Origin of the sequence: Moraxella oblonga NBRC 102422 (genome assembly GCF_001598275.1) — a bacterium.
GTDB classification, from domain to species: domain Bacteria; phylum Pseudomonadota; class Gammaproteobacteria; order Pseudomonadales; family Moraxellaceae; genus Moraxella; species Moraxella oblonga.
The window spans coordinates 1-17,790 of the sequence record NZ_BCYQ01000045.1; the positions used below are offsets into that span (position 1 = coordinate 1).

Consider the following 17,790-nt stretch of genomic DNA (forward strand, 5'->3'; position numbering starts at 1 on the left):
TTATTTTTTATCTCCCAAACAAAACTAAAAACCACCATAAAGTTTCTTAGAGGTTTACCTTTACTAGATATAAATATTACTATATAATAATGGGTTATCCTTTCATTGAAGGGCTGTTTGGACCAATGATTGTAGTAAATTTCTACTATTGTAGATGTATAATCATGTGTATTATGATGTGAGTATTTTTTTAAAACTGGGAATTACTATGAAATCTTTTAATGTAAGTAAGCGTACATCTGTTTACTTGAAACCATTGGCAATCGCCATCTCTCCGATACTTATGGTGGCGTGTGTTGCTCCCCAACGAGACAATGCACCTATTAACACATCAGCCAATTCAATAGGTGGTATGGCACAGCCCAGTTATGGCGATGTTAATGCCTATGGGCAAAATCCCTATCAAGCAGTCAATACGAATGTAAATACCAATGCCACCACTAATCCCGCTACCAATCCCAACATTTATCAAAATCCTTATTCTGTTCCCAATACTTATCAAAACACTTACCAAACACCCAACAATAATGTCCTAGACCAAGCCACGCTTGATGAGCTTGAAGATTTGCTCCAAGCTACCGACATGAGTATGGTGGAAGGGGATAATTTGACCATTCAACGTTATGGCAACCTTTGGGATAGAGTGCGTCGTGGTTATCGCATACAACAGTTTAATAACAACCGTATTGAGGCTCAAAAATCATGGTTCTATGGTCGCCAAGATTACATCAATCGTTTGACTGCACGTACTTCTCGTTATCTATATCATACCGTTGCCGAAGCTGAAAGACGTGGCATTCCTACCGAGCTTGCGTTGTTGCCTATCATTGAGAGTTCGTACGACCCATCAGCAACGTCCAATGCAGCAGCAGCAGGGCTTTGGCAGTTTATTCCAAGCACAGGACGTATCTATGGTCTAAACCAAAGTATGGGCTACGATGGTCGCCGTGATGTGATTGAATCTACTCGGGCAGCTTATGACTTTTTGACCAGTTTGTACAATCAATTCGGCTCATGGGAGTTGGCACTGGCAGCCTACAATGCAGGACCTGCCCGTATCCAAAAAGCGATTGATGCCAACCGTCAAGCAGGATTGCCAACCGATTATTGGTCGCTTCGTTTGCCTGCTGAGACGATGAATTACGTGCCACGTTTCTTGGCAGTTGCTCAAATCATCGGTGCTCCAAACAACTACGGTGTGTCATTGCCTGCTATTGCCAACCACGCCCATTTTAGAGCTGTACCTACCAACTATGGTGTAAGCTTATATGATGTGGCTCGTATTACGGGTGTTGCTATTGAAGAATTGCGTTTCTTAAACCCTGCTTTGACTTACCTTAAAGTGGACGAAACGGGACCTGGACGGGTTATCATTCCAAATAGCATACCAAATAACATCGATGGTCAGCTTTCGGCGTTGGCGGGTGATGGTCGTGGCGGTGCGACCACCTATATGATTAGTGATTATGTCCCACTTAGAACGGGCGGTACAGGTGATACTTCATCAGCTCAGGTGCTGGCTTCTACCAATACTTTGCCGACAACCAACGTCCAAATCACAAACAACAACACCATTATCCAAGAGCCACCATTATCCCAAGAAGAACGTGATTTTATCGCAGGTCAGATTCGTGTCAATAGTGTGGAGAATGTCCAGCCCATTTCTAATGATGGCAACATCAATCTGTCAGCGATACAAACAGGGCAATCAGTGCTAGAATCTCGTGGGCAGGTAAAAAGCCTAAGCTTCAATGCACCCAATGCTCAAACAGGTAATGTTCAGTTAAATAACACCAACAATGTACAATCTGGCAGAAAAAACAACAATGCCATTAGCAATAAACCCAGAACCCAAACGACCACAATAGAACGCTATAAAGTGGTGGCTGGTGATACCTTAACAGGCATTGCTTCCAAGCATGGTTTGTCAGTCAGTCAGCTTGCCAGTTATAATGGTGTACCCACCAACTATATGGTAAAAAGTGGTGAGCGTTTATGGCTTGTGCCAAATAAAGTCAGTACTGTTGCCAGTAATGCCAACAAGCCTGCCAACAATAAACTTACCACTTACACCGTACAGGCTGGCGACAATCTTACTACATTGGCTCGTAAATTTAATACCACAGTGGCGGATTTGGCAGCATTAAATGGCTTGTCGGTTACTGATGGTCTTTTGATTAACCAAAAACTTACTGTACCTAATACAGGCAATAATACAGTTGTTACGTCTAATACCCAACACACCACCCCAAAAGCTGTTCAAAAATCTACCACTTATACTGTTCAATCCAATGATAGTTTGACCAGTGTGGCTAACAAATATGGTATTAGTATTGCAGAGTTGGCAGCAGCCAACAACCTATCGCCTGATGCAGGACTGATTCGTGGTAAGGTCATCACCATACCAGCCCCCGGTACGGTCAAAATCCCAGCAAACACCCAGCGTACCACGACCACCTCTCAACGCACCTCATCAGGTGGTTATGATTATGTAGTGAAAGCAGGTGAGACGCTACTGGGTGTGGCAAATAGACACAGTGTTCCTGCCAACGAGCTTGCCAAAGCCAACAACCTAACAAGAGAATCACACCTGCGAGAGGGGCAAGTTCTAAGAATCCCTGCCTTGGGCAACATCACAAAGCCCACCGTGAGCAAAAAAGCAACTACCACAACTTATACGGTGGTTGCAGGTGATAGCCTAACATCATTGGCAAGAAAATATGGTATTAGTATTCAAGAGTTTGCCAAAATGAACAATCTTGGGGTGAATGATAATCTATTTATCGGACAAAAACTTACTGTACCCAACAAATAATTTGGTAAGGCAAAACAGCACAAATTTTGGTTTGTGCTGTTTTTTTTAGTTTTAAATTTTTAAATATTTACAAAAAATAAAACATCACAGAGTTGGTTTGGATGTATGCCAAAAGATTTCAAAATATAGTCAATTAAATCCAAAATACACCACATTAGGTTTTTTCGTTCGTGGTGAGCTTGTCGAACCATGGCGGAAAACCGTTTCACCCAAAGGCTTATCTCAGGGCGAACGGTTTTTGTGGTTTTTGAAGTTAAATCACTATATATACCAGCAGAACTTCAAAATTGTTATAGTTCCCGTTCGTGGTGAGCTTGTCGCACCATAACGAAAACTCACCCACAGACAATTTGGGGCGAACGGTTTTTGTACCAGTTTTTAGGTTCGGTTGGTATATTGTCCATAGGGGCAAATGGCATTCTCCCCCACAAAACTGTATTAACTTTATGGTATTAAGTTGGTATGTGTTTTTTGGTCATAAATGTGCTACAATACTCAAATCCACAATATTTTTATGAAATTATGATGATAACAAGAACATCTCCGATTTTATTATCAAACAAATCCTTTATTCATCATTTAAATTTAATTGCCACTTCTTTGATTGTCAGTAGTTTTATTTATTTGATTGCCTCTAATTGGTTTGGATTATCCCCTGCCATTCGCCTTGCCATTCCAATGATATTATTATTTTTATCAGGATTGGCAAGTTTTTTTATTCTTAAAAAAGAGCATATCAATCATCAAACTTTAATTGTCAATACCCTACACACCATTTGTTGTACGATGATTGGACTATCATTGGCAAGCATTGGACAAATTTATCAAACAGGGGCAGACGCTTATTCTTTATTTGCCTTATGGTCTATCTTATCCTTATTGTGGTTATATCGGCATAACAGTGCCGTATTTATAATTTTTGTTGTTCTTTCTCAATTGGCATTGTATTTATTTTTTGAACAATCTTTTATTGGTGTTGATAGCTATTATTATGCCATTGCCATTCATACTTTAACAGGCATACAATTATTTTTAACACTTAAATATTATCCCGTTGCTCGTTGGTTATTGGCAAGTATAATTGCAATGATTGGTACTTATTATGCCATAGAATTTACAAGTTTTCATTATAACAAAAACCTTATTAATTTTTTATCTATTTTTTTATTACCTAGCATTGCCAGTTATTATTTTTATAAATTAAAATATCAAGGCTCAATGGCGATTGTCTCTTTGTCTTTGGGCGTTTCATTTTTTGCTTTATTTTTGGATTTGATGGATATTAGCATTGATGGATTTGGTGGATTGATTGTTTATGCAATGATTGCAATTGGTATATTTTTTGCCATTGGCTTTTGGCTGTTAAATTTATTTCCAAAAGGAGTCTTTCATTATATTCCCATTGTGTTTGGAGCGTGGCTAGGTGGATTATTAACTGCGTTTGCCTTTTTGATATTTTGGGATAAAGTTTCTTTATTGTTTGGTATTATTGGGTTGATATTGTCTTTTATTGGTCTTAGAAAAAGCCATTCTTTATTTTTAAGACAATTTCTTTATACAATTTTGATTGCATCACAACTGTCTTTATTGTTTTATTTGCAAAATGAATTTCATTTTTCAATATTTGCCATTTTTATTGTGCAGGCGGTGTTATCGTTGCTGTGTTTATTGATTAAACCACATTGGTTTTTGATGCTGTGTCAATTATTGTTAAGCTATGGCTTATTTATTTATGCTACTGTTTTTGAAAATCAGCTCTCTTATAATGACCCATTTAATTCTAGTATTGTTTTATTTGCCAATCAAGCCATCTTTTTAATGGCATTACCAATCTTACTGTTTTATAGACACAAACTCAATACTATTATGACTAATAGCACTCGCTTACTATTATTATTTGTTATTGGTGTTATTGGCATTACTCAAATTTCTTATTTTTTGGTCAATGAGGATATAAGTTTTATTATCAGAGAATTACAAGATACCAATCAAACAATCCCCAATATTCATCAATATTTAATCAAAGCCATTGGCATTTGTTATACAGGTATTTTATTATTAACACTATGGGCAAAAAACATTACAAAAAATAATCTTATCATAATGGCACTACTTGGTATGGCATTATCTTTATTGGGTTATACAGAATTGTTTGTGTTAATGCTTGGGCTTTTTTTGACACATTATTATAAAGATAAATACTTGTCTTATGCTTATTTAATTGCTATTGGCTTATTTTTATGGCAGTTATATTATCGTCTAGATATGCTATTTTTAATAAAATCTTTGACAATTTTTATCTCTGGTTTATTATGCTTTTTGGTGGCATATTTTATTAAAAAACAAGAGGAAATCAATGTATCAACTCATTAAAAATAAAAAAATCAATGCCTTATTGCCAATCATACTTGCATTATGTTGTATTGGGCTATTTTTGTTTTTTATCATTGGATTTGAAAATCACAAAAAACAGGGCGATGATTTGTATGTAGCATTAGCTCCATTAGACCCTCGTTCTTTATTGCAAGGCGATTATATGGCATTAAATTATGACTTAAATATTACCAATCCAAATGTCCAATTTGATGAAAGCGGTGAAGAAGTTTGGAATAGTGATTGGCACTATGATAATGCTCATATTAAAGATAAAGGTCATATTACACTTTGGATAACAAAAGATAAGAATAATAAATTAATAAAAAGTGATTTTCAAAAACACGACAATACGGTGGCATTAATTGTCAAAAATCCCACTAATTATCTAAATGATTTATATCCTGCTGCTAAATCTTTTTTATTTGCCGAAGGGCTTGCAAAGTGTTATGAAAAGGCAAAATATGCTCATTTAAAGTTAACCAAAAAAGGCAAGCCCTTATTGGTGGATTTGGTGGGCGAGGATTTTAGGTCTTTGGGCTGTGAAAAAAATGAATGACAAATTCTAATCTTTATCATTCATTCTATAACAAGACCGTTTTTAACAAATATTGTCGTTAATTTATATAATCTCATCAACCCTTATCGTCAAATCCTCATTTAACGACACCCACGCCCCTGTGTTGCGAAGTGGGGCAACTCTGGCTCGTGCGATGAATGCCATAGCCCCCATCGTTAAGCCATGATAGCTGACATCAGGCGTGTTAAGCAAAGGAAAACGCTCCTTTTGGCTTGCCCAGTCAAATTTACCGCCATCAATAATAATCCCACCCACCGATGTGCCAGAACCACTGGCGTATTTGGTCAAGAGTGTATGACAATGTCCGCCCCATGCTCAAAAGGCTTGCACAGGATTGGTGTGGCGACTGTATTATCAATCACCACAGGCACGCCCTTGCCATGAGCCAGCTCACTGATTTTTTGATGTCTAGGATATTGCCCAATGGGTTGCCGATACTCTCACCAAAGATAAGTTTGGTTTTATCATCAATCAAATCAAGCAAACTCTCAGGCTTATCATAATCAAAAAAGCGTACCTCAATGCCTTGACGAGGCAAAGTATGAGCAAATAGATTGTATGTACCGCCATATAGAGTTGAGACCGATACGATGTTGTCGCCTGCCTCGCACAAAGTCTGTATGGCATAAGTAATCGCCGACATGCCAGACGACATGCACAGCCCCGCCACGCCACCCTCTAAGGTACTCATGCGAGCCTCCAAAACAGCATTGGTTGGGTTCATGATACGAGTATAAATCCGCCACTTGCCGAGAGTGTCATTTTTGTTTGTTTATTTGATAATAAGTGAGTGAATAAATTTTATTGGCACTTGATAATAATGGTTGATGGTTTAGATAAATATCCAACATGGGAGATTTACCAAAGCCAAATTCTATCTTTTTAATGTCTTTAAAATAAAAAGCTTCATAAGTAGTTTTAAAGGGATTTAATAATAAAATGCTATCCTTTTTAAGGATAATATGGGGTAAATTTGAAAACACCATTTTTATCAATACAAATAACCAACCGCCCATAACAAGCATCAAAATCACTTTAATAAAATAAGGTAATTCCCTATGATAAGGAATAGAAAAATAATCAAAAAAACACTTCCAAAAATAAAAATATAAATAATATAGCACACAACATGATTAAAAATATCATGATGTGTTTTTGTTTATCAAATTTGATTGGCACGGTTAATTTTTCTGCATTCATCATTCCCACCATTCCCATTCTTCCTTATTTCTAATTCTAAGCGGGTAATTAGTTTCTTCGTGATAATTCCAAAATACTTGCCAAATGATGTCAAAGGCTTGATAAGCGTCAATAGATTTGCCATCGATGTATAAATGTCCAGATTTCATAGAATAATTAACATACTTTCCTTTGGTTACATACTCATCATCAATGGTCATTTTCAAAAAGAATTCTGTGCCACCCCTACTTCTCGTAATTGAAGTCAATTCAATCTCTTCCATTTTATCAAATTCCGCCAAAGCATAATCATCATATAACAAATACAAACAATCTTTTTTAATGATGATGTTTGGGTTTTCATATTGCATGGATTTACAAAAATCCACCACTTTATAAATTATTACTAAGACCAATATTAGCGTGATAAGACCAAACCAAATATTATCAGACAAATCAGGTATTGTGGCAAGAATAGGAAAGGTGGTAGCCATACCAATTATTAAACCAATTAACATATAAACTTCGCTAATCTTGCTATAATAAAACTCAATCGGCAATTCCAATTTCTTTTTCTTAACTCTTAATGTGGGTTTTGCTTTTGGAAAATTCACTTTTTCTTTGCCCATTTTTATTCTCCATTGATTAAAAAAAACTAACCGCCATTACTGACGGTTAATTTTCTTTTAAATAATCAAATTAGCAATCACAAATCCTGCAAACGATAGACATCAAATGGCAATGCCGTTTCATAAGCATCACACACGGCTTTTGCACCGTTTAGGGTGGTGGCGTTAAAGACCTTTTGTTGCAAGGCTTCACGGCGGATAGGGAAGGAGTCTTCTAAGGCTTGTTTGCCTTCGGTGGTGTTGATTGCCAGATGAATGTCGCCATTTTTCATCATATCGACGATGTGTGGACGACCCTCGCTCACCTTATTGACACGCTCACAGGCGATACTATTATCAGTCAAGACCTTGTGTGTGCCACCAGTTGCCACCAAGTTAAAGCCATAGCTTTGAAGGCGTTTGGCAACATCAACAATTCCAGCTTTATCGCTATCTCGTACCGAGATAAAGGCGGTCTTGGTCTCACCATTCTTTGGCAAGCCTGTCAATCTGTCGCCTGAACCTAGCACCGCCTTATAATACGCCTCGCCAAAGGATTTGCCAACGCCCATCACCTCGCCTGTGGACTTCATTTCAGGCCCAAGTATTGGGTCAACACCAACAAATTTGGCAAACGGAAATACTGCTTCTTTGACACTAAAATGCTCTGGAATGATTTCTGTGGTAAAGCCTTGCTCTGCCAGACTTTGTCCTGCCATACAACGAGCTGCGATTTTTGCCAAAGATTTGCCAATACATTTTGAGACAAATGGCACAGTACGAGACGCTCTTGGATTGACTTCTAAGATATAAATCTCTTTATCCTTCACGGCAAATTGAACGTTCATCAGCCCCACCACACCAAGCTCTTTTGCCATTGCAATGGTTTGACGACGCATTTCATCTTGAATGTCTTTTGACAATGAATAAGGTGGAATGGAACACGCCGAATCCCCAGAATGCACGCCTGCCTGCTCAATATGTTGCATAATACCGCCAATGACGACATCTTTACCGTCCGACACACAGTCCACATCAACCTCAATGGCATCGTCCAAAAAGCGGTCTAATAAAACAGGGCTATCGTTGGAGGCTTGCACCGCATCACGCAAGTATTTTTTAAGCTCATCTTCATTGTAAACGATTTCCATCGCACGACCGCCCAGTACATAAGATGGACGCACCACCAAAGGATAACCGACCTTACTGGCTTCACGAATACCTTCATCAGCCGATTTGACAATGCTGTTATTTGGCTGTTTTAAGGAAAGTTTAATAATCATCTGCTGGAATCGTTCACGGTCTTCGGCACGGTCAATCGCATCAGGGCTTGTGCCAATAATCGGCACGCCTGCTTCTTCTAAGCTACGAGCCAATTTGAGTGGTGTTTGACCTCCATATTGCACAATCACGCCTTTTGGTTTTTCTACTCGCACGATTTCAAGCACATCTTCAAGTGTCACAGGCTCAAAATACAAGCGGTCAGAAGTATCATAATCGGTAGAAACTGTCTCTGGGTTACAGTTGACCATAATGGTCTCATAGCCGTCTTCACGCATTGCAAGGGCGGCGTGTACACAGCAATAATCAAATTCAATGCCTTGTCCGATACGGTTTGGCCCCCCGCCAATCACCATAATCTTATCTTTGCCTGACGGGTTCGCCTCACATTCTTCATCATAAGTTGAGTACATATAGGCGGTGCCTGAGGCAAATTCTGCCGCACAAGTATCTACTCGTTTATAAACTGGATAAACACCAAGCTCCCAGCGTTTTTTTCTAAATTGTTTTTGGCTAATGCCCATCAAATTGGCAATTCTTAAATCTGACAAGCCTTTTCTCTTAAATTCACGCACATTATCGCAAGTTAAATCGCCAAAGCCTAAGGTCTTAATATGATTTTCAGTTTTAACAATATCTTCAATATAAATTAAGAACCATTTGTCAATATTGGTGGCATTAAACACCTCATCAAGGGTAAATCCGTGGCGAAATGCGTCTGCAATATACCAAATACGGTCAGGGTTTGGCACTTTTAATTCTACCAAAATTTTTTCTTTGGCACCTGCTTCATCAATGGCAATTTTTTCATCAAAACCTGTTGCACCCACTTCAAGCCCACGCAAGGCTTTTTGCATAGATTCTTGGAAACTACGACCAATTGCCATTACCTCGCCCACCGATTTCATTTGCGTGGTCAATACCGCTTCGGCTTGTGGGAATTTTTCAAAGTTAAACCTGGGGATTTTGGTAACGACATAGTCAATAGATGGCTCAAAGGACGCTGGTGTGATACCACCTGTGATGTCGTTCTTTAATTCGTCCAAAGTATAACCTACCGCCAATTTTGCGGCGACTTTGGCAATCGGAAAACCTGTTGCTTTACTGGCTAGTGCTGATGAACGACTCACACGAGGGTTCATTTCAATCACGACCATTCGCCCATCTTTTGGATTGATACCAAACTGCACATTGGAACCGCCTGTTTCCACACCAATTTCACGCAAAACGGCAATAGAGGCATTACGCATTAACTGATATTCTTTATCGGTCAAAGTTTGAGCAGGTGCAACGGTAATACTATCGCCTGTATGTACGCCCATTGGGTCAAAGTTTTCGATAGAGCAGACGATGATACAGTTGTCATTTTTGTCTCGCACCACTTCCATTTCGTACTCTTTCCAGCCGATTAACGATTCATCAATTAAAAGCTGGTGCGTTGGCGATAAATCAAATCCTCGCTCACAAATTTCCAAAAATTCTTCTTTATTGTAGGCAATACCACCACCACTGCCACCCATTGTAAAGGAAGGACGAATAATCACAGGAAAACCAAAACGGCTTTGGATTTCAAGGGCTTCTTCCATTGTGTGAGCAACATCAGCTTTGGGGCATTCTAGCCCAATTTTTTTCATCGCCTTGTCAAACAGCTCTCTATCTTCTGCCTTTTGGATAGCTTCTTTGGTTGCACCAATTAGCTCCACACCATATTTGGCAAGCACACCATTTTCATCTAAGGCTAAGGCACAGTTTAGAGCCGTTTGCCCGCCCATTGTTGGCAATACCGCATCTGGGCGTTCTTTTTCAATGATTTTGGCAACGGTTTGCCAAGTAATTGGCTCAATGTAAGTGGCATCTGCCATTGATGGGTCGGTCATAATGGTCGCAGGGTTGGAGTTGACCAAAATCACACGAAAGCCTTCTTCACGCAAGGCTTTGCAGGCTTGGGCACCAGAATAGTCAAATTCACAGGCTTGTCCAATCACAATCGGACCTGCCCCAATGATTAAAATGGATTTTATGTCGGTACGCTTTGGCATAGGGGTCTCTCTTTTTACTAATTTCACTCAAATGGATTGATAGGTAACTGATTGACAAATTTATCAATCTTTTCAAAATCTTTTTCATTCACATTAACCAAATCCAAATTATATCTTTTGGCAACGACATAATGAAAAATATCAAAATTATGTTTATAATTTTTCTTTTGTATATCGTCCAATTCATCTATTTTTGGCATAGCGTGAAAAATTTTAGCAGACGGATTTGCTTCCAAATCAGTAATTTCAAGTTCTATAAAGTCATCTAAAAATGCTTGAGCTTCATTAATGGATTTGCTTTTTATACCACGCAAAATCTCATAACGAATGAGTGATGTAATTACCATTTTGGCATTTTTTGACTTCAAATCATCATATAATTCTTTTGCTTTTTGATGATTTGGGTTATCTTTATTTTCGTCAAGAACCGCAATTAAAATATTGGCATCAAGTAAATAAGCTTTATCTTTCATTTATCACACCTATTTATCCAATAATTCTAATAATTTATTTTTAACTTTGCTTTGATTAATATTAGAAATATTGTCAATTTTTAATTGATTAAGGTTAATACCAAAGGCATCAATCAAAACATTAGATAAAGTTCTGGTATTTGGCGAATTGATAATATGACTACGCACTACATTATCTTCATCTCGTTTTAATAGATAGGCTTCGCCTTCATTAAGCTGTGATAAAACCAATGGCGAATGCGTGGTAATATAAAATGTGGTATTAGGAAATAAATTCTTTAAAATTGGAATAATTTTAACTTGCCATTCCAAATGTAAATGGCTTTCTATCTCGTCAATTAGCACCACACCTTTAACATTTAATAAATCTTTTTCGTTGGTAAATGCGGAGAAACTTGCAATAATGGATTGAATAATTTTAACTAAGGATAAAAATCCTGAACTTAATTCGCTAAGTTCTAAAACTTCGCCATTGACTTTTAAATAAACATTGTCATTTTCATTGATTTGCAAAAATTTATCATCAAAAACACTATCAATTTTATGCAAGCATTGTAAAACGCTTTCAATCGCCAATTGAGAATTGTCCCTTTCAATTTGATACGGATTAATAAATCTTGCTCTATCAATTATCCATTGATGAATATTTTTATTAAATCCTAATTCTGAAATATCGTCATTAACAATCGCTTGAATAATTTGAGAAAAATAACTATTCAATAAATTATTTTGAGAATTTTGTTTTAAATATTTTTTATCAACCAACTCACTACGATACTTAGCCCCAACATAAGAAAAAACATAATCTTGTTTTTGTGAAAATTGCTCAATAAAACTTTTTGGAAATTGCTCCTTAAATGATAAATTTTTATTATTTAGAATAATATTTTTTGCCAATGATGTTTTACCATTTGAATAAATAGTTTTTTCAAATAATGTTACAAAATCCTTTTGTTGAACCAAAAACCAAATTAACAAACTTTCCAAAGTCTTAGTTTTTCCAACCCCATTTGTCCCCAAAAAGGTAAAAACTCGCTGATTACTGTCAAGATTTAACTCAACATCACCCACGCCTTTTAAGTCTTTTATTTGCCAGTTATTCATTTAAGCCCCACGCAATTTAATAATTAAAATAATCACGATGCCAACTCAGATAATCACGCATTCGCTCATTCACCTGTATTTGGTTATTCAATAACCTAAAATTGTCATTAACCAAGCTCTCAATAATTTCACTCTTGTATAAAATCTTGCCCTCATTATTAAAACTAATTTCACCACAATCAAATAATTTATCAAAATGAACTGAAAGCAAAATTCCATTATCAACATCTTGCCTTTCAAAATCATTGGATTTTGACCAAGGTTTTATATGACTCGCCACCAAAAATAGAGGGATTGTAATGCCAGTAAGAGGACAAGTTGATTTATATTTTTTAATTAATTTTGCACGAAAATCTCTTTGAACCAATCGCACAGGAACTGCTTGCACAACAGATGTAGCTTTATTAAAACTATCGCCATATTCTTTAAGACTTACATTGATGTCGTCTTTGGAATAATCTCTTAACCTCCAAACTCCCTTACCAGCATTAACACCATATACCGATTGAAATAAATCGGTATATCTGTATTTTTTTGAATCAGATGAATATTTTTGTATCGCATCACGAATCTCTGCCTCAGGAGTTTTTGAATGCTCAAAAATCTGACAATTAAGTTGAAGAACCTTTTTTATTATCTCATCTAAATGAGCTTCCCCACCATAAAACTCTAAAGCAGATACAACAAGCTGGGCAATTTGCTGATGTTTAAGTGGTTTCGTGACAGAATCAAAATTCATTTTTACGCCTTAAACTTCTCAATCTCCCTCACAAATCTATCAAAAAGCGGAGAACAATCGTGCGGGCCGGGGCTGGCTTCTGGGTGTCCTTGAAAACTAAATGCCACTCTATCGGTGCGTTCAATGCCTTGATTGGAGCCGTCAAACAGTGAACGGTGGGTCGCTCGCAAAGTGCTTGGCAGGGTGGACTCATCAACCGCAAAGCCGTGATTTTGGGAGGTAATCATCACTGTGCCATCATCAAGATTTTGTACAGGGTGGTTGGCACCGTGATGACCGTGTCCCATTTTGATGGTCTTAGCACCGCTCGCCAGTGCCAACAGCTGATGCCCCAAACAAATACCAAATACAGGGATTTTACTGGTATCACAAATTTCACGCACCGCTTCAATAGCATAATCGCACGCAGACGGATCGCCCGGTCCATTGGATAAGAAAATACCATCAGGATTCATTGCCAGCACTTCACTTGCAGGTGTTGTCGCAGGCACAACGGTCAATTTACACCCTCTATCGGCAAGCATTCTTAAAATATTGGTTTTAACGCCATAATCGTACGCCACAACATTGTATTTAAGTTCTGGCGTTTTAAAGCCTTTGCCAAGCTCCCAAGAACCTTGTGTCCAAATAAAGCCCTCTTTATCACAACATTCTTTTGCCAAATCAAGACCATTCATATTCGGTGCGGTTTTGGCAAGCTCTATCGCTTGCTCTCTTGTTACATTTTCGCCTGCAACAATCGCCCCATTTTGCGCCCCTTTTTCACGCAAAATACGAGTAAGTTTACGCGTGTCAATCTCGGCAATCGCCACGATATTGTGCTGTTTGAGATACTCATCAAGCGACATATCAGCACGAAAATTGCTGTGTAATAACGGCAAATCACGGATAATCAGTCCACTTGCCCACACTTTGTGAATGCGTCCTGATTCGGTGTCTTCGTCATTGCAGCCTGTATTGCCAATGTGCGGATAAGTAAGGGTTACAATCTGCTGGGCATAGCTGGGGTCAGTTAGGATTTCTTGATAACCTGTCATTGCGGTATTAAAAACCACCTCGCCTTGTGTTTGCCCAGTTGCACCAATGGATTTGCCGATAAAAGTTGTGCCATCGGCTAAGGCTAAAATTGCTGTTGTCATCACTTACCCCGTCTTATTTCATTTAAAAATGTTGTCAATTTTGTCTAAAATTTAATCAGAGCCAAATTTTAGACAAAATTTTTTGGCGAAAATCGCCGTCAAATTGCTTGTGTCAAATTTTGGGTACAAAAAAAGCAAGTGATCCAAAATAATAACTTATCTTTGGCAAAAGGCAAAGGTTAAGTCTTATTTTCATAATCACTCGCTTGTCGTAGATTTTGGTTATTATATACAAAAAAACAACCATTTTCCACTATTTTTTATCAAAATTTTCGCTAAGCCACTCGCTTGGGGTTTTGCCAATTTCCTTAACAAAGGCTCGTGTCAAAGAGGCGTTATGACTGTACCCCACTTTTTCGGCGACAACCGCTACAGGCAAGCCCTTTTTAAGAAGCATTTGGGCAAGGCTAATCCGCCAAGTCGTCAAATAATCACTGGGCGACACCCCCATTATTTCCTTAAAATAATTGCCAAACTTGGCTTTGGACATAAACACCTTATCCGCCATTGTTTGCAAATCCCAAGTGTGGGCAGGATTTTGATGAATGTCAAGCAGTAAGGGAGCAAGGGTGGGATTGGTCAAACCAAGCAACAAGCCCCCTTGAATCAAGCCCCTTTCCAAACATTGTCGTATTACCAACATCATAAAATAACCGCACAAATACGAAATCACCGCTTGATAGCCACAAGGTTTTTGGGCATTTTCCGCCATAATCTCTTTGGCAACCATCATCAAATGGGGCAATTCATCAAGCCAAAGCGTTGCAATTTTATTCATCTCATAATTGAGCGGATTTTGAATGTCTTGCCCAAAATCAAAACTGACACAAAACACCATCAAATCATCACTAACAGGCTCAATACGGTGCAAACAGCCAGAGGGCGAAAACAGCACACAAGGGCGGTCAATGACCATCGGGGCTTGCCCCTTTTGAATCAGGCGACAACTGCCTTGATAAATAAAGTGCAAATAGCCCTTGTTGGCTTCATCAAACTGCCCCATACGGCAGAGTAGTCCCACAAAAAACAGCTCGGTGCGAAAGGAAAATTGGGTAAATAAATGGGTTAAAGCGTCCATAGGCAAACTTTTTATTGGCAATAAGAATTATTCTAACAAAAAGCACGATGAGCAACAACAAAATAACATTTTGGTTAAATCATTAATGTGATTGGTTAAATTGATAAGGCAATAAGGGCGTATAATACACCTAAATTTGATAAGCTAGATTATCAAATGATTGATTCTAAATAACAATGAAAGGTGCAATTATGTCAGAACAACTTATCAACGAACAAGAAAGCATTGACACCACTCGCCGTAGTGCTGCCAAAATCGCAATGGGGGCAGGTGTCTTGGGTGCAATGGGACTTGGCAGTCTTGCCCACGCTGGCACAAAAGCAAGCAAAACCGTTACCAAAAGCCCCTATGCCGAACCTGAGCAATACGGACTTGAACGCCCTGGTATGAAAATTGACCCAAAAAGAGTGGCTTTGGTCATTGTGGACCCACAAAACGACTTTTTGAGCCCAAATGGCGTGATGTGGGGCGTGCTAAAAGACAGCATTATTGAAAACAACACCGTTGAAAACATTGAAAGCCTGTTCAAAGCCGCCAAAAAAGTGGATATGCCGGTCATCGTCTCGCCCCACTATTATTACCCAACCGACCACCAATGGGAATTTATGGCACCAGGTGAAAATTTTATGCACAAAACCAATATGTTCGCACGCAAAAGTGCGTACAGTATGGACGGTTTTGAAGGCTCTGGGGCGGACTTTGTAGAACGCTATAAACCTTATATTTTTGATGGCAAAACCACCATCTGTTCACCGCACAAAATCTTTGGTCCTGAAACCAGCGATGTGGTGTTACAGCTTAGAAAACGCAAAATTGACCAAGTCATTTTGGCAGGTATGGCCGCCAACCTATGTATTGAATCGCACTTGCGTGAGCTTGTAGAACAAGGCTTTGAGGTAACTGTGGTCAAAGATGCCACCGCAGGGCCTCGTATTCCAGAAGGTGATGGTTATTTGGCGGCTCTCATCAATTTCCGTCTGATTGCCAATGACTTGTGGACAACCAAAGAAGCGGTTAAGAAAATGGGTGCGTGATTGCCTGTTTGAATTGACCTTAAAACCCTAAATTGGCATTCAAACCGTCTTTTGTATCATTTGAACAAAAGGCGGTTTTGGCATTTAAATTTTAACGCAATAATCAACATACAATCTCTTAAAAGTTTGCACAATGAACACCGACAAACGGATATTTTTAGGAACAACGCCCCTGCCAGCGTCATTTTTTAGTCTGCCACTTGGGCTTGGGGCATTTGCGTTGGCTTGGCACCACGCCAGCCAAATTTTTGCCTTTGCTCATATCATCAGTCAAGGGCTTGGCATATTGGCAATCACCTTTTGGTTACTGTTTTTGGGGCTTTATATACACAAAGCCATTTATCATCGTGTGCATTGGCTTGATGAACTACATTGCCCTGTTCGCTTTGCCTTTGTGGTGCTGATTTTTGTCAGTGCGATGATTGTGGGGGAGCTTTTGATATTTTGGCATTATGACATATTGGGTCAGTTTTTGATTTATTTAGCCATTATTTTACAACTGCTTTATGCCACTTGGCGAATTGCAACCCTCTGGCAGGGTATGGAATTTGAACAAAAATCCACGCTACCGCCCTTTTATTTGCCAGCCGTTGCCAGCAATTTTACCAGTGCCAGTGCCTTAAGTTTGCTTGGACTCAATGACTGGGCAATGCTGTTTTTTGGGGCTGGGGTGATTGCTTGGCTGATGTTTGAGCCTGTACTACTGCAACATTTGCGTACCCAAGAAATCCCAACCAAACTAAGAGCCACTTTTGGCATTATTCTTGCACCTGCCTTTGTTGGTGTCAATGCCTACATTGCCACGACAGGGCAAATAGATGTATTTGCCAAAATGCTCATCGGCTATGGCATTTTGCAACTGCTGTTTTTGGTAAGATTATTTACTTGGATTTTAAAGGCAGGGGTTGGGGCAAGTTTGTGGAGTTTTTCGTTTGGTTTGGCGTCAATGGCGAATGTTGGCATTACCCTATATCAGCACAATATATTATCGTCTTTGGGGGTGGTGATGTTTGTTTTTGCCAACATTGCCCTGATTGCCCTGCTTATTTTGACAGTGTTTAGACTGATACAGGGCAGATATTTTGGCATTACTAGCCCATCAGGGCAATCAAAATGAGGTATGCTTATACGATTAAGAGTACCAAAAAGCCGTTTAGGTGTAAGCATATTCAAGACTTGGTGATTTAATGATGTTGTTTAATAAACCATCAAAATTCTTGGTGGTTATTGCCCTAATCTCATCAACCAATTTGCCAAAAACATGTGAAAACGCCTAATTATCATTAGGCGTTTTCACATTTACTATCAAAATTTAAACCTCACTCCCAGCAATCCACTGGTTCTCTCA

13 protein-coding genes and 1 pseudogene are annotated in these 17,790 nt (G+C 38.6%); 5 read left to right on the forward strand and 9 right to left on the reverse strand.

Annotated elements, in window-relative coordinates; all coding sequences use genetic code 11:
* The first annotated feature begins 208 nt into the window (after nucleotides 1-208).
* The 3 genes from MOB01S_RS10455 (at nucleotide 209) to MOB01S_RS10465 (ending at nucleotide 5,747) form a co-directional block, all read left to right on the forward strand.
* Nucleotides 209-2,815: a LysM peptidoglycan-binding domain-containing protein gene (locus MOB01S_RS10455; RefSeq protein WP_066805021.1), complete on the forward strand. Its 2,607-nt coding sequence runs from the start codon at nucleotides 209-211 to the stop codon at nucleotides 2,813-2,815.
* A gap of 525 nt (nucleotides 2,816-3,340) precedes the next feature.
* Complete coding sequence (locus MOB01S_RS10460; RefSeq protein WP_169798145.1) at nucleotides 3,341-5,188, forward strand: DUF2157 domain-containing protein; 1,848 nt, start codon at nucleotides 3,341-3,343, stop codon at nucleotides 5,186-5,188.
* Nucleotides 5,172-5,747 (forward strand): GDYXXLXY domain-containing protein, encoded by a 576-nt coding sequence (locus MOB01S_RS10465; protein WP_066805028.1) that lies wholly within the window; start codon nucleotides 5,172-5,174, stop codon nucleotides 5,745-5,747. The genes MOB01S_RS10460 and MOB01S_RS10465 overlap by 17 nt, the downstream gene beginning before the upstream one ends.
* A 105-nt stretch (nucleotides 5,748-5,852) precedes the next feature.
* Here the strand turns inward: MOB01S_RS10465 and MOB01S_RS10470 are convergent.
* The 9 genes and pseudogenes from MOB01S_RS10470 to MOB01S_RS10510 all read right to left on the reverse strand — a co-directional run.
* Nucleotides 5,853-6,507 (reverse strand): annotated as a pseudogene (locus tag MOB01S_RS10470) (aminotransferase class I/II-fold pyridoxal phosphate-dependent enzyme); the annotation flags it as partial.
* Between the two features lie 19 nt (nucleotides 6,508-6,526).
* Nucleotides 6,527-6,892, reverse strand: a complete 366-nt coding sequence (locus MOB01S_RS10475; protein ID WP_157073977.1) for a hypothetical protein — start codon at nucleotides 6,890-6,892, stop codon at nucleotides 6,527-6,529.
* Nucleotides 6,893-6,967: 75 nt separating this feature from the next.
* Nucleotides 6,968-7,576 carry a hypothetical protein gene (locus MOB01S_RS10480; protein WP_066805033.1) on the reverse strand — a complete coding sequence of 203 codons (609 nt, stop codon included), beginning with the start codon at nucleotides 7,574-7,576 and terminating at the stop codon, nucleotides 6,968-6,970.
* Between the two features lie 77 nt (nucleotides 7,577-7,653).
* Complete coding sequence (gene carB, locus MOB01S_RS10485) at nucleotides 7,654-10,875, reverse strand: carbamoyl-phosphate synthase large subunit (protein WP_066805037.1); 3,222 nt, start codon at nucleotides 10,873-10,875, stop codon at nucleotides 7,654-7,656.
* 23 nt (nucleotides 10,876-10,898) lie between these two features.
* Nucleotides 10,899-11,348 (reverse strand): type II toxin-antitoxin system VapC family toxin, encoded by a 450-nt coding sequence (locus tag MOB01S_RS10490; protein ID WP_066805040.1) that lies wholly within the window; start codon nucleotides 11,346-11,348, stop codon nucleotides 10,899-10,901.
* A 9-nt stretch (nucleotides 11,349-11,357) separates the two neighbouring features.
* Nucleotides 11,358-12,452: an AAA family ATPase gene (locus MOB01S_RS12190; RefSeq protein WP_084349709.1), complete on the reverse strand. Its 1,095-nt coding sequence runs from the start codon at nucleotides 12,450-12,452 to the stop codon at nucleotides 11,358-11,360.
* A 16-nt stretch (nucleotides 12,453-12,468) separates the two neighbouring features.
* Nucleotides 12,469-13,191 carry an HNH endonuclease gene (locus MOB01S_RS10500; RefSeq protein ID WP_066805043.1) on the reverse strand — a complete coding sequence of 241 codons (723 nt, stop codon included), beginning with the start codon at nucleotides 13,189-13,191 and terminating at the stop codon, nucleotides 12,469-12,471.
* Between the two features lie 2 nt (nucleotides 13,192-13,193).
* On the reverse strand, nucleotides 13,194-14,333 hold the full coding sequence (carA, locus tag MOB01S_RS10505; protein ID WP_066805045.1) for a glutamine-hydrolyzing carbamoyl-phosphate synthase small subunit: 1,140 nt from the start codon (nucleotides 14,331-14,333) through the stop codon (nucleotides 13,194-13,196).
* 250 nt (nucleotides 14,334-14,583) lie between these two features.
* Entirely contained in the window at nucleotides 14,584-15,408 is an 825-nt protein-coding gene (locus MOB01S_RS10510; protein WP_066805047.1) for an AraC family transcriptional regulator, read from the reverse strand.
* Nucleotides 15,409-15,599: 191 nt separating this feature from the next.
* Between MOB01S_RS10510 and MOB01S_RS10515 the strand changes: the two genes are divergently transcribed.
* Both MOB01S_RS10515 and MOB01S_RS10520 read left to right on the forward strand, forming a co-directional pair.
* Nucleotides 15,600-16,442: a cysteine hydrolase family protein gene (locus MOB01S_RS10515; RefSeq protein WP_066805049.1), complete on the forward strand. Its 843-nt coding sequence runs from the start codon at nucleotides 15,600-15,602 to the stop codon at nucleotides 16,440-16,442.
* A gap of 133 nt (nucleotides 16,443-16,575) precedes the next feature.
* The gene (locus MOB01S_RS10520; protein ID WP_066805052.1) at nucleotides 16,576-17,559 is read left to right on the forward strand and encodes an SLAC1 family transporter; all 984 of its coding nucleotides are present in this window, start codon (nucleotides 16,576-16,578) and stop codon (nucleotides 17,557-17,559) included.
* The last annotated feature ends 231 nt before the right edge of the window (nucleotides 17,560-17,790 follow it).